Source organism: Pararhizobium sp. IMCC21322 (genome assembly GCF_030758295.1).
Classification (GTDB): domain Bacteria; phylum Pseudomonadota; class Alphaproteobacteria; order Rhizobiales.
This window is the reverse complement of the sequence record NZ_CP132335.1, coordinates 3,987,568-4,009,257: the sequence shown is the minus strand read 5'-3', so window position 1 is coordinate 4,009,257 and position 21,690 is coordinate 3,987,568. Positions and strand designations below refer to the sequence as shown.

21 protein-coding genes are annotated in these 21,690 nt (G+C 52.0%); 12 read left to right on the top strand and 9 right to left on the bottom strand.

What is annotated here, in order from left to right; all coding sequences use genetic code 11:
- Positions 1-59: 59 nt before the first annotated feature.
- From RAL91_RS18925 to RAL91_RS18895, 7 genes are all read right to left on the bottom strand, one after another.
- The gene (locus RAL91_RS18925; protein ID WP_306257809.1) at positions 60-314 is read right to left on the bottom strand and encodes a GlsB/YeaQ/YmgE family stress response membrane protein; all 255 of its coding nucleotides are present in this window, start codon (positions 312-314) and stop codon (positions 60-62) included.
- 74 nt (positions 315-388) lie between these two features.
- Entirely contained in the window at positions 389-2,152 is a 1,764-nt protein-coding gene (locus RAL91_RS18920; protein WP_306257808.1) for a SulP family inorganic anion transporter, read from the bottom strand.
- A gap of 20 nt (positions 2,153-2,172) precedes the next feature.
- Entirely contained in the window at positions 2,173-2,523 is a 351-nt protein-coding gene (locus tag RAL91_RS18915; RefSeq protein ID WP_306257807.1) for a TIGR01244 family sulfur transferase, read from the bottom strand.
- Positions 2,524-2,614: 91 nt separating this feature from the next.
- Positions 2,615-3,499, bottom strand: coding sequence for an MBL fold metallo-hydrolase (locus tag RAL91_RS18910; RefSeq protein ID WP_306257806.1), 885 nt, complete (start codon positions 3,497-3,499; stop codon positions 2,615-2,617).
- A gap of 97 nt (positions 3,500-3,596) precedes the next feature.
- Complete coding sequence (locus RAL91_RS18905; RefSeq protein WP_306257805.1) at positions 3,597-4,037, bottom strand: DUF6691 family protein; 441 nt, start codon at positions 4,035-4,037, stop codon at positions 3,597-3,599.
- 1 nt (position 4,038) lies between these two features.
- Positions 4,039-4,461: a YeeE/YedE family protein gene (locus RAL91_RS18900; RefSeq protein ID WP_306257804.1), complete on the bottom strand. Its 423-nt coding sequence runs from the start codon at positions 4,459-4,461 to the stop codon at positions 4,039-4,041.
- A gap of 19 nt (positions 4,462-4,480) precedes the next feature.
- Entirely contained in the window at positions 4,481-4,702 is a 222-nt protein-coding gene (locus RAL91_RS18895; protein WP_306257803.1) for a DUF2892 domain-containing protein, read from the bottom strand.
- Between the two features lie 77 nt (positions 4,703-4,779).
- Between RAL91_RS18895 and RAL91_RS18890 the strand changes: the two genes are divergently transcribed.
- The 4 genes from RAL91_RS18890 to RAL91_RS18875 all read left to right on the top strand — a co-directional run bounded on the left by RAL91_RS18890 (position 4,780) and on the right by RAL91_RS18875 (position 8,966).
- Positions 4,780-5,079: a helix-turn-helix transcriptional regulator gene (locus tag RAL91_RS18890; RefSeq protein WP_306257802.1), complete on the top strand. Its 300-nt coding sequence runs from the start codon at positions 4,780-4,782 to the stop codon at positions 5,077-5,079.
- Between the two features lie 180 nt (positions 5,080-5,259).
- Entirely contained in the window at positions 5,260-5,994 is a 735-nt protein-coding gene (locus RAL91_RS18885) for a DeoR/GlpR family DNA-binding transcription regulator (protein ID WP_306257801.1), read from the top strand.
- Positions 5,987-7,159 carry an MFS transporter gene (locus tag RAL91_RS18880; RefSeq protein WP_306257800.1) on the top strand — a complete coding sequence of 391 codons (1,173 nt, stop codon included), beginning with the start codon at positions 5,987-5,989 and terminating at the stop codon, positions 7,157-7,159. The genes RAL91_RS18885 and RAL91_RS18880 overlap by 8 nt, the downstream gene beginning before the upstream one ends.
- Positions 7,160-7,337: 178 nt before the next feature.
- Complete coding sequence (locus RAL91_RS18875; protein ID WP_306257799.1) at positions 7,338-8,966, top strand: BCCT family transporter; 1,629 nt, start codon at positions 7,338-7,340, stop codon at positions 8,964-8,966.
- Positions 8,967-9,074: 108 nt separating this feature from the next.
- On the opposite strand, the gene yghU is transcribed toward RAL91_RS18875, so the two are convergent.
- The gene (gene yghU / locus RAL91_RS18870) at positions 9,075-9,950 is read right to left on the bottom strand and encodes a glutathione-dependent disulfide-bond oxidoreductase (RefSeq protein ID WP_306257798.1); all 876 of its coding nucleotides are present in this window, start codon (positions 9,948-9,950) and stop codon (positions 9,075-9,077) included.
- 713 nt (positions 9,951-10,663) lie between these two features.
- On the opposite strand from yghU, the gene RAL91_RS18865 reads away from it, so the two are divergent.
- The 5 genes from RAL91_RS18865 (at position 10,664) to RAL91_RS18845 (ending at position 17,164) form a co-directional block, all read left to right on the top strand.
- A complete protein-coding gene (locus tag RAL91_RS18865) occupies positions 10,664-11,692 on the top strand; it encodes a hypothetical protein (RefSeq protein ID WP_306257797.1) in 1,029 nt (342 codons plus the stop codon).
- Between the two features lie 391 nt (positions 11,693-12,083).
- Positions 12,084-13,373 (top strand): imelysin family protein, encoded by a 1,290-nt coding sequence (locus tag RAL91_RS18860; RefSeq protein WP_306257796.1) that lies wholly within the window; start codon positions 12,084-12,086, stop codon positions 13,371-13,373.
- Positions 13,374-13,405: 32 nt separating this feature from the next.
- The gene (locus RAL91_RS18855; RefSeq protein WP_306257795.1) at positions 13,406-14,956 is read left to right on the top strand and encodes a di-heme oxidoredictase family protein; all 1,551 of its coding nucleotides are present in this window, start codon (positions 13,406-13,408) and stop codon (positions 14,954-14,956) included.
- 64 nt (positions 14,957-15,020) lie between these two features.
- Positions 15,021-16,067: an imelysin family protein gene (locus tag RAL91_RS18850; RefSeq protein WP_306257794.1), complete on the top strand. Its 1,047-nt coding sequence runs from the start codon at positions 15,021-15,023 to the stop codon at positions 16,065-16,067.
- Complete coding sequence (locus tag RAL91_RS18845; protein WP_306257793.1) at positions 16,067-17,164, top strand: DUF1513 domain-containing protein; 1,098 nt, start codon at positions 16,067-16,069, stop codon at positions 17,162-17,164. Before RAL91_RS18850 ends, RAL91_RS18845 begins: the two co-directional genes overlap by 1 nt.
- A 165-nt stretch (positions 17,165-17,329) precedes the next feature.
- Here the strand turns inward: RAL91_RS18845 and RAL91_RS18840 are convergent, their stop codons facing one another.
- Entirely contained in the window at positions 17,330-18,343 is a 1,014-nt protein-coding gene (locus RAL91_RS18840) for an MliC family protein (protein ID WP_306257792.1), read from the bottom strand.
- A 492-nt stretch (positions 18,344-18,835) separates the two neighbouring features.
- On the opposite strand from RAL91_RS18840, the gene RAL91_RS18835 reads away from it, so the two are divergent.
- From RAL91_RS18835 to RAL91_RS18825, 3 genes are read left to right on the top strand one after another with little or no spacing between them, the layout of a single operon-like run.
- Positions 18,836-20,029 (top strand): MFS transporter, encoded by a 1,194-nt coding sequence (locus tag RAL91_RS18835; RefSeq protein ID WP_306257791.1) that lies wholly within the window; start codon positions 18,836-18,838, stop codon positions 20,027-20,029.
- Positions 20,029-21,090 carry an FAD-binding oxidoreductase gene (locus tag RAL91_RS18830; RefSeq protein ID WP_306257790.1) on the top strand — a complete coding sequence of 354 codons (1,062 nt, stop codon included), beginning with the start codon at positions 20,029-20,031 and terminating at the stop codon, positions 21,088-21,090. Before RAL91_RS18835 ends, RAL91_RS18830 begins: the two co-directional genes overlap by 1 nt.
- 17 nt (positions 21,091-21,107) lie before the next feature.
- Complete coding sequence (locus RAL91_RS18825) at positions 21,108-21,644, top strand: class I SAM-dependent methyltransferase (RefSeq protein WP_306257789.1); 537 nt, start codon at positions 21,108-21,110, stop codon at positions 21,642-21,644.
- Positions 21,645-21,690: the final 46 nt, after the last annotated feature.

Here is a 21,690-nt window from a genome sequence, read left to right as displayed (position 1 = left end):
TCACACCATAGTCGGGGTGTGAAAGACCTTTGCGGTTGTTGTGTTATCAGTTTGTGTTATCAGGCTTTTTTGACAATCTTGACGACAAACAGGAGCAAAACCGCGCCTATTGTCGCGTGGATAATCGATCCCAGAATGCCACCACCGATCTGAATTCCCAGCGCTGGAAGGACAAAGCCGGCAACGAAGGCACCGATAATGCCGACGATGATGTTACCGAGCAGACCGAAGCCGAATCCTGAGACAATCAGGCCAGCCAGCCAGCCAGCAATTGCACCGATAAGCAGAAATATAAGAAGGCTCTCAATTCCCATGTCGTTTTCCTTTCAGAATCATTGCTCGTTTCAGTAAACGGGCGATGCGACTAGGAAGGTGTGGGCGAAAACTGTCAAGGGGTTTGGATGGTGCTGTCGGGCTGCCCGGACAATTCGTTTATGGCTTGATGGTGGCTGAGAAATATCTTGCCCGTGAGTTGCTCTATAAAATCAGTTCCAGTCAATCGATCCATGACTGGGCCTTTAACCTCGCTGAGATGCAGTTTTACTTTCATATCGCGAAGGCGCTCATTGATGGCTTCAAGGGATTCAAGAGCACTCATATCAATGTGATTTACTGCTGCGCATAATAGAACGAGATGTTTGATGGATGGTCTTTCCGCCACTTCTCGTGAAATCACATCTTCAAGAAACCGTGCATTGGCAAAATAGAGACTTTCATCGACCCGGAGCGATAGAATGGTCTCTTGGGTAATAACCTTATGGCGCAGAATGTTGCGGTAGTGCTGGGTGTGCGGGACTTGCCCAACAATTGCGATGTGAGGGCGGGAGGAATTGTGGAGATGGATCAGGAGCGAAATCACAACCCCCGCAATGACACCCCATTCCACACCAAATAAAAGAGTTACCAGCAGCGTGGTGAAGACCGCCGAAAAGTCCGCTTTGGAGTATTGCCAGGTTTTCTTCAGAATTGAAAAATCCACCAGCGACAAGACGGCAACGATAATGGTGGCGGCCAAAGTGGCCTTTGGCAGAAAAGCGATGAACGGTGTGAGAAACAGTGCAGCCAAGGCAAGTCCGAGCGCAGTATAGGCACCTGCTGCAGGTGTGCGGGCACCAGCATCATAATTGACGACAGACCTTGAAAAACCACCTGTCACTGGAAATCCGCCTGTAAATGCCGCTCCCATATTGGCGGCCCCAAGGCCGATCAATTCCTGATCGGGGTCTATGCGTTGCCGTTTTTTAGCAGCAAGGGTCTGGGCCACAGAGATTGATTCAACGAAGCCGATGACAGAGATGATAACAGCCGAACCGATGAGATCGCGCCAAAGTGCAGTTGAGAAGGAGGGAAGCGTGAGGGGAGGCAGGCCTTGTGGCACTTCGCCCACCAGCGCAACGCCTTTGGTGCCCAGATCAAGTGACCATGCAAGCAGGATGGTGCCAATAACGGCAGCGACGGGTCCCGTCTTGGCGGCGATATCTGCTGCTCCAGAAGGCATGCCGCACCGGCAGAGCAGCGGTTTCAAGCCGCTTCTGGCCCAGAATAGCAGCATCAGTGCCCCGATACCGAGTGCGGCGGTATAGAGGTTCGTATACTGGATGTTTTGTGCTAGCGAAGCCAGAAGCGCTGGCAGATTATGCCCCTTTGCCGTCACGCCAAGAATATGTTTGAGTTGGCTGGTAGCAATCAAAATACCGGACGCGGTTATGAAACCGGAAATCACCGGATGGGATAGAAAGTTGGCGAGAAACCCCAACCGCAGAATGCCCAGAATCATAAGCAGAGCGCCAGACAGGAATGCCAGCGTAAGAGCGGCTACGACAAATTCCGCTGATCCGGGGTCAGCGATTTTTCCGATTGCAGCGGCAGTCATGAGTGAGATGACTGCGACGGGCCCCACAGCCAATGTGCCACTTGTCCCAAAAATTGCGTATAGAATGATCGGCAACATGGACGCATAGATGCCCATTTGTGCTGGAAGTCCTGCCAACAAGGCATAGGCAAGTGATTGCGGGATCAGCATGATTGTTACGATCAGCGCGGCCATCATGTCACTGCTGAAAATATCCCGATTATAGGACTTGCTCCATGTCAGTATTGGTAGATAGCGAGGCGCAACCTTGGCCAATTTCCGGAAAGACTGTGTGAACATGGTATGGTGCCACTGCGCCGTTAATTGGAGTTGTTTTCAGCCAGTTCTTTCTGCCGTTTCCATATTGCAGAAGAACGGGCACCGCTGCGGCAGTATGCCAGAATGGGGCCGGGAAGTGTGCGCAAGGCCGCCGCAAATTGAACTGCTTGTTTTTCCTGCATCTCGCCGGGTGTGACAGGGATGTAGAGGGCTTCCAATCCGGCCTGTTTCGCGTGTGATGCGATTGTGACGAAATCCGGTTGATCCGGTGTTTCCCCATCCGGCCTGTTGCAGATGATGGACCGAAAGCCACTTTTGATTATCTGTTCGATATCGTCGGTATAGATCTGCGAACTGACCGAAAGATCATCATTGATTGTTGTATAAGTCATCTCGATAGATTCCCTTGTGTTTAAAGCCGCGTGTAAACCGATCGCGGGTGCGGACAGCCTTACCTTTGCAAGATGTCCGCACTTAGGTGCTTCACAGCTGATTGATTGGCACTTTCAGCATTGGGTTTCCGTCATCATCGCGTGGCACTTCGCCTGCGCGCATATTGACCTGAAGCGATGGTAGAATGAGCGTCGGCATGCCGAGTGTGGCATCACGTTCACTTCGAAACTTGACAAATTCTTCACGGGATTTGCCGTTGCCAACGTGAATATTGTGCTGTTTTTCCTCGCCAACACTGGTTTCCCAGCGGATATCGCGACCATTGGGCCCATAATCGTGGCACATGAACAACCGCATCTCATCTGGCAGGGTGAGAACCTTCTGGATACTGTCATAAAGCGTTCCGGCATCTCCGCCCGGGAAGTCTGCACGAGCGGACCCGGCATCCGGCATAAACAATGTGTCACCGACAAAGGCAACATTCCCCATGACGTGAACCATGCATGCAGGTGTGTGGCCGGGTGTATGAATCGCAAGGGCTTGCATTGAGCCAATGCTGTAGGTGTCACCATCCTTGAATAACGCATCAAACTGGGACCCGTCGCGTCGGAACTCGGTGCCTTCGTTGAAGACCTTGCCAAATGTGTCCTGAACGATCAGAATTTTGTCACCGATGCCGATCTTTCCACCCAGTTTTTCCTGGATATAGGGGGCAGCGGACAAGTGGTCTGCATGGACGTGTGTCTCAATGATCCATTCCAGTGCCAGCCCGTTATCAGAGATAAAGGCATTGATGCGATCTGCATGGTCATAGGCAAGCCGTCCAGCGGCATAGTCGATGTCCATGACTGAATCGATGACCGCACAGGAATTGCTGGCCGGATCTTTGACAACATAGCTGATTGTGTTTGTGGCCTCGTCAAAAAATGCGGTAACTTCTGGCTGAACTGTCAGATTTAGGGCGTATTCGCTCATCACATTCTCCTATTCATATTTTTGAATATAATATTTGATTTTTCTTGTTCAACGGGTCGATCTGTTGTTTTGGCTGGGCGGGGCAGGGATTGCGACGTCAGGCGATTATGGCATTTTCCTGAAAGCGTTTGTTGGCCTGCCTTGCGCCAATGATTCCGATGATCATTGCGGCTACAAAAATCAACGTTTCGGAGTATCCCAGACCAAGAGCAGGGATAGCGCCTCCAGGACAAAACCCGGCAAGACCCCAGCCAACACCAAAAGTCGCCGAACCTGCAATCAAACGGGAATCAATGGCTCTGTTTTTAGGCACCACAAAGCTTGGTCCCATTACGGGTTTTTGCTGTGTGGCAAATACAATGCGGTAGCCAATGGCGGTGGTAATGAGCGCGCCCCCCATAACCAAGATGAGGCTTGGATCCCAGGTTCCGAACAGATCAAAAAAATTGAGGACCTTTGCCGGATTTGCCATGCCGGAAATTGCAATTCCGAGACCAAATATTGCGCCGATAACGAATGAAGATAACAGACGTGTCATGCTACAGTCCCAATATATGACGGGTGATGAAAACGGTGATGAAGGTGGCAAGCATGAACACACAGGTTGCCACGATGGAGCGGGGAGACAGACGGGCCATGCCGCAAACACCGTGTCCGCTTGTGCATCCGGAGCCAAAAAAGACACCGGCGCCAACGATCAGCCCGCCAATAATGAGCGCAACCGTGCTGACAGGAACAGCAAATGATACGGTTCCTCCGAGCAACAGATAGACCGGGGGGGCTGCAATGGCACCTGCCAGAAAAGCAAGGCGCCAGCTCCAATCTGTGCCAAGGGGCGGAATGACACCGGACAAAATTCCCGTCATTCCGGCAATACGGCCATGGAGTGCCATCAACAGAATGGCGGCAATTCCGATGAGGACACCGCCACCGAGCGATGCCCATGGAGTAAATTCGGTCATAAAATACTTTCTTTTGCCGTCAGACGGCTTTGCAGGTCTTGACGCCGAGGATCTTGTAGAGTGGACAGATGCGGAAGAATGCTGTTGCGATCAAAATTATGCCGATGATCGGCAGCAACCAGATCATGAGTGCTCCAGACCAAAGTGGTGATGAGGAGATAAAAGGCAGACTGATGAAGACAGCTCCGATAACCAGCCTAATAACGCGATCCACAGAGCCGACATTTGCAGTTTTGAACATGATATTCATCCTTGCTTGTTGTTATATCAATATACATTTATATAAGTGACTTCATATATTCAAGAGTGAAAATTTCTATGGATAATTCAGTTGGCGCATTGGAGCCAAAAATACGAGAAGCCTCCGAGTTGATGGGGATGCTGTCGCAACCGACGCGGCTCCGCATTCTTTGTATTTTGCTGGAAGGTGAGCAGAGTGTTCTGGCGCTCGCGGATCTTGTTGATATGTCGCAACCGGCGATGTCGCATCATTTGAAGAAGCTGCGCGCAGCAGGAATTGTACAAACCCGCAGGGATGCACAGACAATTTACTACTCCCTCAAAGGCAGGGAAGTTGGCGAAGTCCTTAAAACACTGCACAAGCTTTATTGCTCTTAGATCGCCCCACCGCTGAAGCATATGAGACAATTGTGTCTGATCGGGTTGAGCGATTGAAAGGATTGTTGCCATTCATTGGGCATCTTGCGCTAAAATGCAGGATCATGCATATTAATGCACAATATTGCAGTATACCGCAGGTGCGTAGTTGTGAATCCTCCCGAATTGAACAATCCCGAAATGCGACAAACGATATTGAGAAACCGCGTGGCAGCGGGCGATACATTGATTGCGAGTGCGTTGGCATTGGAATTGGATGTGTCGCTTGATACGATCCGGCGGGACATTTTGACCCTTGAAGAAGCCGGCTATGTGCAACGGGTTCGCGGCGGAGCGGTACCGCTTCTTGTACGCCCAAATCCGGTTTTTTCTCGACTTGAAACACAGAACCGGCCGCGTGATGCACTGGCGAAGCGTGCTGCCGGTCTGGCCGCTGATGGCATGGTTCTGTTGCTGGACGGCGGCTCGACCTTGATATGCCTGGCCCAAAACCTGCCGATGATGCCAAACAGTCTGGTCGTCACACCGTCACCTGCCGTTGCCTTGGCGACATTGGCCAATGCCATTCCAACTGTGTTGATTGGCGGCCGGTTGAGTGTCGCGGGTGGTTTGGCTGTCGGAGCAGAGACCGTGCAGGCTGTCAGTCATGTTTCAGCTGATCTTTGCTTTTTGGGCGCATGTGCGCTGGATGCTGAATTCGGTTTGGGAGCGGATGATTTTGATGAGGCGTTTGTCAAAAAACAGATTTGTGCGTCGTCAGCCAAGGTCTGTGTTGTGACAACTTCAGAAAAGCTTGGCCGAAGAGCACGTCATCGTGTCGCTGATTGTCAGACCATTGATGTTTTGGTCACTGATGCAAGCATTGAGGTGGTTCGCGCGTTTGAAACGGACGGGTTGGAATTGCTGCATGTCTGACGCGCTAACAACCAAAAAGCGGATTTGGCGCACACCTTGGCGTGCTGTCTCCGCTATGTTCATCCTGAATGGAGCCCTGTTTGGCATTTGGGCTTCCCGCATTCCCGCTGTTGCAACGCGGCATGATCTGGCGCCTGGCCAATTGGGTGTTCTTCTACTGCTGATGGCCGCCGGTGCGATTGTGTCTTTCCCGCTTGCCGGGCGTGCAGCAGATCGTCTTGGCAGCGCCGCTATCACACGCCATATCGCGTTGGCTTACATTCTGTCTCTCATCGTCATAGCCCTGATGCCGAATGTCTGGCTGCTGGGCGTTGCATTGTTTCTGTTTGGTATGGCCCATGGAGCCATGGATGTTGCGATGAATGTGTGGGCTGCGGAAGTGGAGCGCAAAAGCGGGCGGCCCCTGATGTCGTCTTTTCACGCCATGTTCAGCTTTGGTGCCGGGTTGGGAGCTGCGAGCGGCTATGTTGCTGCCTCGGCAAATCTATCGATGCAGTTTCATTTCATTTTGGCAGCGGGTCTGTTTGGCGCAGTGACATTCTGGTTTTCCTCTATTGGCTGGATATCGGAAAAAACGGACTCAATTAAAGCCAGCCCGGTTTTTTCCTTGCCAAAAGGGCCCTTGTTTTTTGTTGGGTTTATCGCCTTTTGCGCTTCAATCGGGGAAGGCGCCATGGCTGATTGGAGCGCAATATTTCTGGTTGAGGTGGCAAGGGCAAATGACGCCAATGCGGCCCTTGGATATACATTGTTTTCCTTGGCCATGGTCTTAACGCGGCTGGTCGGTGATCGGATTATTGTGGCTCTGGGTCCGGTTTCGGCCGCCCGGTTGGCCGGACTTGTCGCGGCATCAGGTTCTGCACTGGCTGTAATCTCTGCTGAATATCTGCCTGTTTTGCTGGGATTCGCCCTGATGGGTATCGGGTATGCGGTTGTCATGCCACTGGCCTTCAGCCGAGCCGCGAATGATTCTCGTCATGGGCAAGGCCAAGCCATTGCAAGCGTTGCAACGCTTGGATATGGCGGCATGTTGCTTGGCCCACCCCTGATTGGTTTTGCGGCGGAGGCGACATCTATTCGTTTTGCATTTTTGATCTTGTGCGGTCTGGCGCTGGCGATTGTTGTGCTTGCGAAAATTTTGGACAGTTCAGCAGCAGAAGCCTGAATTCCGTGTCGTTTTTCAGTTCAAATGTCACGAATATGTCGCAATCAGACATGTGCGGGGCGCAGTTTCTTTTTGAAGCATTAAGTAACCATGTTAACGTCCTGTCCTCACCCAAGACTAATGTGGCTGATGTCGGCCATTGGTTAAGCGAAAAAATTCAATTTTGAGGGGTCGAACTATGACACAAGAGACAGTGAAACAGGATGAGGTGGCTCCTCACCCTGTGGAAACAGATTTTGAGCTGGGACAACACAATATTTCACCTTTTGGGTTGGATATTCACAATCCCGTTTTCTTAATTTCCGGCCTATCTATTGTTGTCTTTGTGCTGGTCACTTTGATGTTTCAGGACGGGGCCACCGAATTTTTTGGTTGGCTTCGCCCTTTTCTCACCTCCACCTTTGACTGGTTCTTTCTGAGTGCGGCCAACATTTTTGTACTTCTATGCGTTTACCTTTTGATTTCCCCGTTGGGCTCTATTCGCCTTGGTGGAGATGACGCCAAACCGGATTATGGCTATGTGGGCTGGTTTGCCATGCTGTTTGCTGCCGGAATGGGCATCGGGTTGATGTTCTTTGGCGTCTCTGAACCCATGTCCCATTTTGCATCGTCAATGGGCGGCGTTGCCGGAGAGGCTGGTGCGCGAACCGATTGGGCACCTCTGGGAGCAGCTGCCGGTGATGTGGAAGCAGCGCGTAATCTTGGCATGGCCGCAAGCATATTTCACTGGGCGCTCCATCCATGGGCAATCTATGCTGTTGTGGCCTTGTCTCTTGCGTTCTTCACCTATAATCGCGGATTGCCTCTGACATTGCGATCCGCATTCTATCCGCTGCTGGGTGAGAGGATCTGGGGCTGGTGGGGCCACACTATTGATATTCTGGCTGTCTTCGCGACTTTGTTCGGCCTGGCCACTTCTCTGGGCTTTGGAACAGAGCAGGCGCTTGCCGGACTGAATTATCTGTTTGGCTGGGGAACCGGCAATGGTGCGAAGGTGATCCTCATTGCAGCGATTACCGGATTGGCGCTTATTTCCGTTATACGCGGTCTTGATGGCGGCGTGAAAATACTGTCCGAGGTCAATATCGGGCTTGCCGCGCTGCTGCTGGTGTTTATTCTGCTGGTGGGACCTACGGCTGATATTTTTGCAACCATTTTTTCCGGTGGCGCCGCCTATGTGACCAACTTCATTCCTTTGTCGATGCCATTCGGGCGTGAAGATGTGAACTTTTCTCAGGGCTGGACTTCCTTCTACTGGGCCTGGTGGATTTCCTGGTCACCATTTGTCGGCATGTTTATCGCCCGCGTATCCCGTGGTCGTACTGTGCGTGAGTTCATCTTCTGCGTGATTGTCATTCCATCTGTCATAAGCGTTTTCTGGATGGGTGCATTCGGTGGAACAGCAATTTCTCAGGTCGTGGCCGATGCCGCCGCTCCTGTGAAGGATGCTGCGTTGGAACTGAAGCTGTTTGAAATGCTGAAGCCTTTGCCGCTGTCGGGTATCACATCATTTCTGGGTATTATTCTGGTTCTGGTGTTCTTTGTAACGTCATCGGATTCCGGTTCGCTTGTGATCGATACGATTACGGCAGGAGGAAAGACAGATGCGCCTGTCTCACAACGTGTGTTCTGGTGTACCTTTGAGGGCGTCGTTGCTGCTACATTGCTGCTGGTTGGCGGGGCAGGGGCGCTGACCGCACTTCAGGCGATGGCCGTGAGTACGGGCTTCCCATTCACAATTGTGCTGCTGGCCATGTGTGTCAGCCTGCTGATTGGGCTGAATCAAAGCCGCAAATTGTCGAAATAAAAGAAAGCCTCCCGCAGGGAGTGATCCTGCGGGAGGCTTTAAATTTCCAAGGTTACCAACGCAAAGTCGCGGTTGGTCCAAGCTATCGAAACGCTTTGACCGTTATGGCTACGTTGCCGTTTCGAGTTTGTCCTGGGTCTTGTTTTCAAAGTCACTGGCGTCGTGGCGCTCGTGAAGTTGTTCATTGAGCGGACCGAATGTTCGATTTACCATTCTGCCACGTTTAACGGCTGCCCGGTCTGCGATCTGGTCGGCCCATCTGTTGACGTGCTTGTAGGACGCGGCATCGAGAAATTCTGATGCTTCGTAAACAATGTCTTGAACCAATGCCCCATACCAAGGCCAGATAGCCATGTCGGCGATGGTGTAGGTATCGCCGCACATATATTGGTTGTCGGCCAGATGACGGTCCAGCACATCCAATTGGCGCTTCACTTCCATTGTGAAGCGATCGATACAATACTCGATCTTCACTGGTGCATAGACATAGAAGTGGCCAAAACCGCCGCCAAGATAGGGCGCACTGCCCATCTGCCAGAACAGCCAGGACAGGCATTCAGTTTTCTGTGCGTGATCTGTCGGAAGAAATTCCCCAAATTTCTCAGCCAGGTACAGGAGGATGGAGCCGGACTCGAAAACCCGCGTGGGTTCCGCTGTGCTGTGATCCATAAGCGCTGGAATTTTGGAATTCGGGTTGATCTCTACAAATCCGCTTCCAAACTGATCACCTTCGCCGATGCGAATGAGATGCGCATCATATTCGGCACCTTCATGTCCCAATGCCAGAAGCTCTTCCAGCATGATATTAACTTTCACACCGTTGGGTGTGGCCAGCGAATAGAGTTGCAACGGATGCTTTCCAACGGGCAGAATTTTATCATGTGTTGGTCCGGCAATGGGACGGTTTGTTTTTGCAAACTCGCCGCCATTTTCGGTTTCCCATTTCCAGACTTTAGGCGGTGTGTAGTCAGTTTTATCTGTCATTGATTTGATTCCGGATTGGAGGGGAGGGTATTGGAATATGAGACTGCCTTATCGGAGCGACCGTGCTGAATTAAGGGAATTAATGGGTTGCGAAATGCTCTCGCGCTTTGATCTGGCAGAGATTTTGATTGGATTGATATAGTTTACGGGCATATCTGAACATGGTCTGCGAAACGTATATGGTGCGTTTCTCGTGAATGCCAAGTCTGTTGCTTCTAAGCGTTGGGAAGCGACGCCACTTATCGGCGTCTTGAACAGGTTTGTGGGACAAGGGTGATTGTGGTGTCATCAAGAAAATATCAACGGCAGATAGAAATTTGTCACCTAGAGATCCGTGCGCCTTTGTGAGGACACAAACTTCCGCAGAACGAACATAGTTTCACCATCCTGCTGCTATGTTGCAGTGCCACATTACTGCCTAGGTTCCGGTTCAAACGCTCTTCTGCGGTTGGGCAACAGCATATGATTTGTGTTGTGGCAACTTAAACAAACTCGTTCAAAGCTGTATTGGCAATGGCTCTGTGATTGGCTTGCTTCAGTCCTGATGGATTTTTGCGGCCCCAGGGGTTTGCCTCGAATTGGACTACGCATTTTGCTCCCGGATGTGTAGTTAGACGGCTGAACGAAATTAACCTGTTTTAACACGATGTGTTGAAATTGAATCTTTTTTGGCTAAATGCTTGTGCATTCAGCAGTTCTTTGTGGTCCGTTATATGTTAATTCGTTTCGTCATTTTACTTGCCTCGCTGGTGCTTGGCCCTTCAATTGCCGGCGCGCAGCCCAAGCTGCCGCAGCCATGGATTGAGGCAATTTCAGAGATTTCCGGCTCGTTTGAAAGCGGTGGTACGGATAAGAACGAGAAGTTCTCTGCGGTCACGGGCGATTTTGACTGTCAGGGCCTCTCATTGGGTTATTTGAACTGGCCATTGGGAACGGGCTCTTTTTTCGAGTTGCTGCAGGATATTGAAGCTTCTGACATCGAAGCGATCAGCGCGGAGCTGATGCCCACTTATGGTGACGACTGGGCCAAAATGATTTCGCTTGGAAAAAACGGAGAAATTAAAGAGGCCGTTTCTCAGGCCAGAGGCTGGCAGAAGCCAAATTATTCAGCAGGTGCCTGCAACGATCACAAGCGAAATGGTGTCCGCTTTGCAGACAAGACTCTCGTCAAGGAAATAAAGGCTTTCCTGCTTCATGACACCATCCGTGATGCCCAGATAGTTGGACTGGAAGCGATTGCAACACAGGCTTATGACAAGGCATTGAAATGGGCCGAACTTCAACGCGGTGATGGCGCTGGCCCGCAGTTTAACGAGTTTGCCGTCTTCTTCGACTTGCGCACCCAAAACGGCCTGAAATATGCGGACAGCCTTATGGCGCTGGTGTCTGAAACCAATGAATCTTACCGGTGGAAACGGACTTACAATCGAGCCGCAACTTCATGGATTCAAGTGGAATGGGATCAGGTTCATCCAAAACATGTCGAGGATGGAAAGCAGAATGCAGAGCATTGGCGCAAAGCCTTTGATCGTGGCGAGGTGTCAACCAGTGACAACCAATTGCTGCTGTTGATCGCGATGCGTGGCATGTTGGCCAAGCAGCCCTACACAACCGATACAATGAACCGAAAAGGCGTCATGGCAATTGGCTTTGGATGGGCTCACACTCACTTCTTTGACAATCGAAGTACCTATAAAAAAATGGATGCGCTGTTTCGTGCCCAAGCCATGAACGGGTCTTAAAACCAGACGGATTTCGGTTAATCGACCTGACGTTTTCTCAAACTAATTTGCTCAGATAACTCCTGGAAAGTCCTGATATCGGATCCGCTCTCGTCGATCTGAGTGATTCCGGCTGGGTTGCGCCCACTGATATTCCGTCGAAATGTCGTTGAATTTAAACTTGAGTATTTGACACATGTTTAAAACAATGGATAAGGTGACAAACACACTCAAGTTTAATTCACCCAGCACGGTCCCGTGACATATTTCAGAAATCCCGACCTGCAGAAATCAAAACCGTTATCATTAACGGTTTCTGAATTATGCGAAGTTTTTGCAACGCTCAACACGCATGTTGGCAGCGAAACGATTTCCTTTGTCGCGTTACAGCAATTCATTACAGGAGACGAAAATGAAATTGACCCGCAATGCCTGCCGCGTCGGAATGGGAGGCGTTTTGCTTCTAACAACGGCTCTGGTTGCAATACCCGCAGCCGCTGAAACATCCGCTGATGCTGTCGCCAAGCATTATGCTGATATTGCACAAGCCAAGTATGAAGATTCGCTTACGACTGCCAGGACACTGGGCAAGGCGATTGATGCGCTGGTGTCATCCCCTTCAGCTGAAACGCAGCAAGCTGCCAAAGAAGCCTGGCTGGCGGCGCGGGTTCCTTATCAGCAGAGTGAAGTCTACCGGTTTGGTAATGCCATTGTGGATGATTGGGAAGGCCGGGTGAATGCATGGCCTCTTGATGAGGGGCTCATAGACTATGTTGACGCCTCCTATGGCAATGAAAACGACGAGAACACACTTTACGCGGCCAATGTCATTGCGAATGCTGCAGTTGTTGTAAATGGTGAGAGTGTGGACGCCAGTGATATTACCCCTGCGTTCCTGTCCTCCACATTGCATGAGGCAGGTGAGGTGGAAGCCAATGTTGCAACTGGCTATCACGCTATTGAGTTTTTGCTTTGGGGCCAGGATTTGAACGGGACAGGCCCTGGCGCTGGCAATCGTCCCTGGGGTGACTTTGCAAAAGACGATGATTGTACAAATGGCAATTGTGACCGACGCGCGGCCTATCTGGGCGCTGCATCCGATCTTTTGATTGCAGATCTTGAAGAAATGACAGGCAACTGGGCCGAGGATGGCGCAGCACGCGCGGCCATTATGGAAGACCCGGCCGCTGCTCTTTCAACTATTCTGACCGGCATGGGTTCACTGTCTTATGGGGAACTTGCAGGTGAGCGCATGAAGCTGGGCCTTTTGCTTGGTGACCCGGAGGAAGAGCATGATTGCTTTTCCGATAACACCCACAATTCGCATCTCTATGACGCCGTTGGCATTCAGAACGTCTATATCGGCTCTTACACCCGCATTGATGGAACAACGCTGAGCGGTCCCTCGCTTTCCCAGATCGTTGCAGGGAAAGACGATGCGGTGGACGGTGAGTTGCTGGCAAAACTGGCATTTACGATTGAGCGTATGCAGGACATGGCTAAACGGGCAGACGCGACCGAAGCCTATGACCAGATGATTGCCGAAGGAAATACCGAGGGCAATGCGGTTGTTCAGGCTGCGATTGACGGGCTCATCGATCAGACAAGATCAATTGAGCGTGCAGTTGCTGCGCTTGAATTGAACCCACTCGAGATCGAAGGTTCAGACAGCCTTGATAGCCCGACGGCGGTATTTCAGTAGTATTTTTACCCGAAGCGGATTTTGTGATTCTGATGTGGACTGCATTTGATCGTTTTGTTGGACCGGCGAGTTTTCTCGCCGGTCTTGCTTGTTTGTTATTCCTGCAGACAGGCCTGTTTGCGGAGGGCGGTTCCGCAGAGACCGTCAAACGTACCGATTTGTCGGAGCTTGATCTGGAGCGGGTCATTGCCGTTTCTGCGCCGACGACTGATTTTTCAAAAGGGGAAGTCTTTGAAGTTAACCAGGGTGGCGCGGGAACGTCGTTGAAGTCTGTCAACGGGGATGCATTTTCTCACTTTACCGCGACGATCAGCTTTGAGGATGAGCAGAATTTTAAGCTTGGCAACGCGTTGTTTCGAAAATTGTGGGTGTCATCACCGGCAACGACACAAGCATCTGATGGTTTGGGCCCGCTGTTTAACGCCAGAGCATGCCAAAGCTGCCATTTGAAGGATGGACGGGGGCATCCGCCGGAAGGCGACACGGATGCTACATCGATGTTTTTGCGGCTCGCACGACCCGCTGAAGTTACGGATGAGGAACGCAACTCCGGCGCTTTTTTTGTCGGCAGTCTTCAGGACCCAACCTATGGTGGCCAATTGCAGGATCTGGCCGTGCCTGGCCTTCGGGCTGAAGGAAATATGGTGATTTCCTATACCGAGCGCGGATTCGTGTTGGGTGATGGTAGCGTCGTCAGCCTGAGAGAGCCGGTCTATTCAGTGGTCAACCTTGCCTATGGACCGCTTCATCCCGATACCACTCTTTCGCCCAGAATAGCGCCACCAATGATCGGTATGGGTCTGATTGAAGCTATTGAAGCTGCGGACATTCGTGCAGGTGCCGACCCACATGACGTTGACCGGGATGGCATATCGGGACGTGTGGCGTTGGCGCGTGACAAGAGCAGCGGGCAGATATTGACTGGCCGATTTGGCTGGAAGGCCGAAAATGCCACCGTGCGTCAGCAGAGTGCCTCTGCCTTTGCAGGCGATATCGGGATTTCGTCCCCGGATGAGCCGCGTCACTTTGGAGACTGTACGCAAAACCAGTCTGAGTGCTGGTCTTACACCACGGGTGTTCAGGCCCGACTTGGTGACACCGAAGCGCCTGATCCCGTGCTGGACCTTGTGACCTTTTACTCTGAAAACCTGGCGGTGCCAGCGCGACGGCAGGTTGAAGAGGAGCAGGTTTTGAAAGGCAAGGAATTGTTTTACAGTGCAGGCTGCGTTTCCTGTCATACACCCAAATTCGTGACCTCGCGGAATGCCAGGCATCCTTCTCATGCCTTCCAATTGATCTGGCCTTATTCAGACTTCCTGTTGCACGATATGGGCGATGGACTGGCAGACGGTCAGCCGGTGGGCGTGGCCAATGGCCGTGAATGGCGCACACCGCCACTTTGGGGTATTGGCCTGACCGAGATGGTCAATGGCCACACGTTTTTTCTGCATGATGGACGGGCGCGCAATCTGACAGAAGCCGTCCTGTGGCATGGCGGAGAGGCGGAAGCCGCACGCGACACCTTTGCCGAGATGGAAACAACAGATCGTGATGCGCTGATTGCCTTTTTGGAAAGTCTTTGAGATGATTTTTGCCAGCTGTTTTGTAAGATATTTTGCTCTGTCGGTTTGTCTGTTGATAGCGCCGTTGCCAATTGCAATTGGGAAAGACATTGAGCAGCTGAATGCCAAAGATATGGTTTCCGATTTGATCACCAATGTGATCCGGCCCGGTTTTGCTGATCTGGAGCGGAGTGCCGCAACCATGTCTCAGCAAATAAACACCTATTGTGAAGCACCGACAGAAGCTGGATATTCAAACGTTCATGAAGCCTTTGACGGACTTTTGGCGCGTTGGGGGCGGGTTGAGTTCATCAGGCTTGGACCACTTGGCGCAGACAGCCGGCTTGAACGGATGCTGTTCTGGCCCGACAGGCGCGGACGGGGGCTGAAGCAGGTTCGTGATATCATCCGGTTGGCTGACAAAACTGTTCTGGACCCGGAATTTCTTGTGCAAAAAAGCGTTGCGGTTCAAGGCCTTCTGGCTTTGGAATATACGCTTTTCTCTGATGATGCCGAGATTGAGATGGCCGCTGCAGACAGCCATCGCTGTGTTTATGCAACGGCAATAGCGAGCGCTGTGGCGCAGCTGACCGGAGAGCTGAGCAATCTGTGGCAGGCGGAAGGTGACACCAGTATTTCCCATATCTGGTTGAACCCATCACCGATAAACGCTCTGTTTCGTGATGAAGCCGAGCAGTTTTCGGCCGTGCTGGAAATCTTGGAAGACGGGCTTGAAATCGTGTCTCATCAACGTCTTGAACCGGTTTTGCGAGATGACATGGCCAGTGCAAGGCCAAAATCTGCTTTGTTTTGGCGCTCTGGAAATACAATACCGTCTTTGAAAGCCAATTTTGATGGGTTTGAAGCCGTCATGAAATCTGCCCAACTTGAGCGACGGGTTGAGGGGGATGATCGACGCATTATTTCAAGTCTCAATTTTGAACTGGGAAATGCAAAGCGCGCTGTGGCTAATCTGGATAAGCCGCTTCCTATTATGCTGTCCGAAAAAGAGACTTATAACCGGTTGACCTATGTGAGACTTGTTGTCGACAGCATGCTCACGATTACGCGCGATATGATCAAACCCATATTTGGACTGTCATCCGGTTTTTCATCGCTGGACGGCGATTGATGGATGATGTTGGCTCAACAAGGCTGATTGACCGGCGCTCTTTCCTGCAATCCACTGGTGGCATATTTCTGGCTGCGCTGTCACCGAAGGCGGCGATGGCCGTGAATACTTCAGATGCGGTTTTTGCGTCGGCCTACAGATCGCAGAATGGAGGTTTTGGCGTTGCTACTCTTACTGCAAGTGGTGATGTCGTTCATCGATATGATTTGCCCGCCCGTGGGCATGATGTAGTCTGGAGCCCTGATAACAGCTTGATGGTGGCATTTGCGCGGCGACCGGGAGTGTTTGGAGCGGTCATTCGGGTTAACTCCAGGAGCGCTCCGACTGTCTTTCACGCTCCGGAAGGCAGGCATTTTTACGGTCATGGTGTGTTCTCAGCTGATGGGCGATGGCTCTATGCGACCGAGAATGACTATGAAGCTCCACGTGGCACGATCGGAATTTATGATGTGTCTGCCGGGTTTGAACGGAACGGTGAGTTGGAGTCTCATGGTCTGGGACCACACGACATGAACCTCCTGCCAGATGGCCGCACCCTTGTGGTGGCCAATGGCGGTATTGAGACGCATCCCGAATTTTTCCGTACCAAGCTGAACATACCAACGATGCAGCCAAATCTGAGTTTCATTGACCTGTCCACAGGTGATCTGAAAGCGCAATACAGGCTGCCTGCAGAGCTTCATCAATTGTCGATCAGGCATCTGACCATGCTTGATGAAGATACTGTCTGGTTTGCCTGTCAGAACGAAGGTGATCAAACGCAGTTGGTTCCGCTGGTTGGGCGGGTTTCTTTTGCCAGCGGTGCTTTTTCGACTGTTGAACTGTCGGACGCGGTTCTGGCGAGCCTTCGCGGTTATGTGGGATCCATTGCGGCCAACAGGACCACTGGTCAGATTGCCATTTCCTCGCCACGTGGACACGTTGCCCATGTGTTAGATGCCAAAAGCGGTAGCATCCTGGAGACGAGACACATGACCGACGTTTGTGGTGTCGAGGGCCATGAGAGCCGTTTTTGCTTTTCCACTGGCAGCGGCGTTGTTGGAGACCGTACCTCAGAGCTTGGCTGGGACAATCACCTTAGCACGAAATCCATCTGATTTGGGCCATTGCTGCTGCCGGTGTGTTGTTCCGCCGGCTATCCGCCACCCTGACCGTTGGGGTTGGGCGCCAGTTGCAGCTGTCGATTGAACTGGACTGAAGCGTTTTGCCAGTGTGTTGTCAAACATAACACGCTGTTAAAACGCTCGATTTAGTCGAAAAGATTAACGGTTCGATGAAAAGGTGAAGTCAGCCAAATCGTCGATGACATGGCATTGAAGCGTGTCAGCATTTTCGCTCAAAAGGGCAGAGGCCGCCTTGGTATGCAGATCAATGATGCCATTGGAATAGAGAGAACCTGATGCGGAAACGATTTGCACCAGATAATCCGAAATGCCATCGCGCTCGACAACAGCAAGTGTCTCGGCGGCGCGATTGTCCAGACGAACGTCCATGACGGTTCCATCATTACATTGGTAACGGGCGGTATCGCGTGGCAAAGTTGTTGACTGCTGTTCATTCTGCAGTTGCTGCGGCGCGGAACATAACTCGTGTAGTTCAGAACGCAGGCGGTCTGTGGCGCAAATGATACCGCCCCACTGGTAGCCATATTGGTTATTCCTGTATTTCACTTGCATCCAAGGGTAGCCATTCATCTTCTCGCTGGTGCGGGCAATGATTGTGATGGCTTCTTTTTCAAACAGGCTGGCGGTGCGGTCGAAGTGCATTCCAGGCCCTGTGCGGACAATTCCGCCCCAGGACGAAGCCTGATACGGATAGTTGATGTCAGGCTGCGGATTATTGTTGGTGGCTGCTTGCTGGCGTTTGCTGAAAGTGGCAGTCACCGCGCCAGACAAACCCGGATCCATATGCTGCATATTCAGTTTCAGAATGCTTCCCGTCGTCTGAAGGCTGATCTGGAAAGCACGTCCGGCGTATTGTCCTGCGACCGCGCGATCCCAACGACCGAAGCCGTTGGCAGTTTCAGTTCCGTAGCCGGATAGTGTCACTTGGGCGCTCCACCCGTTGTTTGCTGTGATTTGAAGCATTGGTGAAAAGCTGGAGGTGCGCTCAATGGTCACGCTGCAGTCACCACAATAGCCTGCATTGGATCCGGTTTGAAGCCATTGGCCTGCCAATGACGCGGCACTGGCGCTGCTGGCTCCCAGGCCAAGAAAGAGAAACGAGGCCAGCAAATGACGGCTCTGTTTCATGATGATTGTGATGAAGTTTTTCATGTTATCCCCTCAAACTTTGGTGGCTGTTTGCCACTCAACCTGACTGTCGCTTTTGAAAGGTTGTTAAGGTTAAGCACCTGAACCAAAGGCGAAGGGCGCGTTCATGTTACGTTCAGAAATGGCCTAACATTTCATAAGGAGTAAGGAACTCATTCCGTTGAGCGAATTGCAGGCAGGTGAGTATGGTGCAGGGGTAAAATGATGGTTTCGCCGAAAATCGTACAATGACGATCGTATCCGGGATGATCGCATCCAGACTTGTGGTAGTGCCAATGGTTACCAAACGGGGTGGGTGCCGGAAAATGCCGCTCGGCTTTGCGGGCGCACCCCTGCTGGCCTTGGCACGGTAACCTGTTTTGAAAACCAGATCAGAAATGGTGCTGTCTGGCAGGCTGCATCTGACTTTTGCAGACAGCGTTAAGGCGTCTACTGCGTTGTAAAATGCCCCGACAGGGCTGACGTTTCACTGCAATTTCTGATACGTCACGCTTTATGATGGCGATTCAGAATCATAGGGCCGTGTGGACGCTTGTGCTGTTGCTGGTTGGCGTCATGTCCACATCAGCCATTGTTCCGTTCATGGGTGTCTATATTGTCGAGGGGCTTGGAAAAGACCCCTGGATGATCAGCGTTTACTCTGCCATGACGCTGGTCGTGGCGTTGATTGTAAACCGTCGATTTGGCGAATGGATTGACCAGGGGCGGCGTGTTGCACCACTTGTGCTGGTCTGCATTGTGGCGTTTGTCATTGCCAATTGTTCTATATTGATTGTGCAATCCTACTGGGTTCTTGTGAGCGTCGCTTTTCTGTGTTTTGGCGTGGCATCAGCCGCGCTTTCCACGATGTACAGTTTCGGTCGGCTCTATGCCGAGCGCGAAGGCCTGAACATTGTGCGCTATAATTCCTATTTGCGGTCCATGACATCTCTTGGGTGGATGATTTCTCCGGCCCTGGCATTTTTTGTGGCAGGGCAATTCGGGCATGTTGCTGTTTTCAAGGTGGCTTTGGGGATGGCAGCGTTGTGGCTTATTCTGTGGTATTTTGTGATGCCAGCGGATTTTGCTGTGGAACCTCGTGTCGCATCGGGTGTTGCTACCGACGCCAAACCGGAGGCTTTTAACCGACCGCTCTGGTATGCGGCCACTGCGTGTTTCTGTTTTTCGCTGGCACATATTCTGTGCAGCAATGCGCTGCCCTTGTTTTACATTCAGGAAGTTGGCCTGCCGACTTTTGCGCCAGGACTTTCCTTTTCGGTGAAGACTTTTGTGGAGATTATCGCCATTTTGAGTGCGCCTGTTTTGATCATTCGCTTTGGCGCGCGTCACGTGCTTTTGGGTGCTGCAGTTCTGGGGCTTGTGGCGTTTTGGGTGCGGTCTTCCGTTTCCAACCTTACCACCATGATTGTCGGATCTGCTCTGGAAGGGCTGTATTACGGAATCTTTGCCGGAGTGGGCATTACCTTTGTGCAAAGTTTTGCCGCCGGGCGGATGGCAAGGGCGACGTCACTCTATATGAACGGCCTGTTTTTGGGTGGGCTGATTGCAAGTTCATCCATGGGATTGATCGCCCATTTTTATGATTTCAGGACGGCGATTCAACTGGCCTCTCGTGGAACTATTGCGGCTTTTGCGGTGCTGTTGGCCACACGGCGCAGCGATGACGTTCTTCAGAAAGTTGCAAGCTGATGGCCGCATTTGATGTGGTCATTGTCGGGCAGGGGTTGGCCGGCACAAATCTGGCGCTGCATCTGCAGGCGGCAGGGCAGCGCGTGCTGGTGCTGGATGCAGGAAAGGCGGTAACGGCCTCCAAAATAGCAGCCGGATTGATGACGCCTATCACCGGTCAGCGATTGACTGTAAGTTGGCGGGCGGATGATTTTCTGCCCTATGCGCGCAGCTTTTATAGACAGATTGAGGACAAGTCTCACCGCCGCTTTTTCCATGACCGCAAGGCCGTGCGGTTGTTCACTAAAGAGGCGGAGCAGGCGGTTTTTGAAAAGCGGCGTGCTGATCCGCAATTTTGTGCGCATCTGGCCGATGAGGCTGTGGATGCGTTGTTGCCAGAAAATGTTGCGGATATATCCGCTGGCGGCTTTTCCATGAAAGCGGCTCAGTTGGATGTGGCGGCATTTCTGGATGCTGCGAGGGGTTTGCTAGCCGTTGAGCAGACCGCTGTGGATTGGCACCGAGATGTGGCATTTGATGCAGATGCGGTGAGCGTTTTGGGGCATACAACGCGTTATGTCGTCTCGTGCGAGGGCTATGGGGCTGCGGCCAACCCGTATTTCGGGTTCGTGCCTTTTAATGCGGCCAAGGGTGACATTCTGACGTTGCGGTTTGCTGCCCCCGTTCCCGCTTACAGCCTGCATCGTGGTATGTGGCTTGCCCCGACCGAGGACCCTTTCGTGTTTCGCCTTGGGGCGAGCTATGATTGGGCGCAGTTGGATGACGTGCCTGACGCTGCTGCCGGTTTGGTGCTGGAAGAAAAGCTGAAATCCTTCTTTCATGTGCCCTACAAGGTCATCAATCATGAGGCGGCTGTGCGGCCCATTGTGCGGGAAAGCAAAGCTTTGATCGGGTTTCATCCCACCCATTCGCAATTGGGTTTTTTCAACGCGCTTGGTTCCAAAGGATCATTGCATGGGCCCTGGTTTGCCCATCTTTTTTGCGACTGTCTGGTGACGGGAAGTCCGGTGCCTGCGGACTTTGATGTGCAGCAATATGCAAAGCCGGGAGACCCAGCCTGATGCTGCGGGCGACTTGTATGGCTCAGTTGTTGCTGGGGCAAAGGCTGAAAGAGGGCGATGTTGTTGTCGATGCAACCGTTGGGAACGGGCATGACACCTTGTTTTTGGCAGATCAGGTTGGGCCGTCCGGGCGGGTGATCGGGTTTGATGTACAAAAGGCTGCACTGGAATACACCGTGGCCCGTTTGGGTGAGCGAACTCATGTCAGGCTTGTGCATGCAGGGCATGAGACGCTGGCGGCGCATCTGGATGGCCAGACTGTCAAACTGGCTGCTGTCATGTTTAATCTGGGATATCTGCCGGGTGCCGACAAGACAGTCATGACCGGCGCTGAAACCACATTGGCGGCGGTGCAGCAGGCTTTAGCGTTGCTGAGTGTTGGTGGCCTGATGACGATTGTGCTGTATCCCGGCCATACTGGCGGTGCGGAAGAGGCGCGGAATGTGCTGGCCTTTGCGCAGAATCTGGAGGATGATTTTGCGGTGAACCGGTATCAACGGATCAATTCACGCAAGCCAGCGCCGGATTTGCTTGTGGTGGAGCGTCGGCGCTGAGACGTGCTGGGCCTAACCGACTGAAACCAAATTGCAGGGGTCATTA

Bases quoted from the DNA above. Each gene is read 5' to 3' on its own strand.
- RAL91_RS18925 (WP_306257809.1), bottom strand. From the start codon at position 314: ATGGGAATTGAGAGCCTTCTTATATTTCTGCTTATCGGTGCAATTGCT.
- RAL91_RS18920 (WP_306257808.1), bottom strand. From the start codon at position 2,152: ATGTTCACACAGTCTTTCCGGAAATTGGCCAAGGTTGCGCCTCGCTAT.
- RAL91_RS18915 (WP_306257807.1), bottom strand. From the start codon at position 2,523: ATGACTTATACAACAATCAATGATGATCTTTCGGTCAGTTCGCAGATC.
- RAL91_RS18910 (WP_306257806.1), bottom strand. From the start codon at position 3,499: ATGAGCGAATACGCCCTAAATCTGACAGTTCAGCCAGAAGTTACCGCA.
- RAL91_RS18905 (WP_306257805.1), bottom strand. From the start codon at position 4,037: ATGACACGTCTGTTATCTTCATTCGTTATCGGCGCAATATTTGGTCTC.
- RAL91_RS18900 (WP_306257804.1), bottom strand. From the start codon at position 4,461: ATGACCGAATTTACTCCATGGGCATCGCTCGGTGGCGGTGTCCTCATC.
- RAL91_RS18895 (WP_306257803.1), bottom strand. From the start codon at position 4,702: ATGTTCAAAACTGCAAATGTCGGCTCTGTGGATCGCGTTATTAGGCTG.
- RAL91_RS18890 (WP_306257802.1), top strand. From the start codon at position 4,780: ATGGATAATTCAGTTGGCGCATTGGAGCCAAAAATACGAGAAGCCTCC.
- RAL91_RS18885 (WP_306257801.1), top strand. From the start codon at position 5,260: ATGCGACAAACGATATTGAGAAACCGCGTGGCAGCGGGCGATACATTG.
- RAL91_RS18880 (WP_306257800.1), top strand. From the start codon at position 5,987: ATGTCTGACGCGCTAACAACCAAAAAGCGGATTTGGCGCACACCTTGG.
- RAL91_RS18875 (WP_306257799.1), top strand. From the start codon at position 7,338: ATGACACAAGAGACAGTGAAACAGGATGAGGTGGCTCCTCACCCTGTG.
- yghU (WP_306257798.1), bottom strand. From the start codon at position 9,950: ATGACAGATAAAACTGACTACACACCGCCTAAAGTCTGGAAATGGGAA.
- RAL91_RS18865 (WP_306257797.1), top strand. From the start codon at position 10,664: ATGTTAATTCGTTTCGTCATTTTACTTGCCTCGCTGGTGCTTGGCCCT.
- RAL91_RS18860 (WP_306257796.1), top strand. From the start codon at position 12,084: ATGAAATTGACCCGCAATGCCTGCCGCGTCGGAATGGGAGGCGTTTTG.
- RAL91_RS18855 (WP_306257795.1), top strand. From the start codon at position 13,406: ATGTGGACTGCATTTGATCGTTTTGTTGGACCGGCGAGTTTTCTCGCC.
- RAL91_RS18845 (WP_306257793.1), top strand. From the start codon at position 16,067: ATGGATGATGTTGGCTCAACAAGGCTGATTGACCGGCGCTCTTTCCTG.
- RAL91_RS18840 (WP_306257792.1), bottom strand. From the start codon at position 18,343: ATGAAAAACTTCATCACAATCATCATGAAACAGAGCCGTCATTTGCTG.
- RAL91_RS18835 (WP_306257791.1), top strand. From the start codon at position 18,836: ATGATGGCGATTCAGAATCATAGGGCCGTGTGGACGCTTGTGCTGTTG.
- RAL91_RS18830 (WP_306257790.1), top strand. From the start codon at position 20,029: ATGGCCGCATTTGATGTGGTCATTGTCGGGCAGGGGTTGGCCGGCACA.
- RAL91_RS18825 (WP_306257789.1), top strand. From the start codon at position 21,108: ATGGCTCAGTTGTTGCTGGGGCAAAGGCTGAAAGAGGGCGATGTTGTT.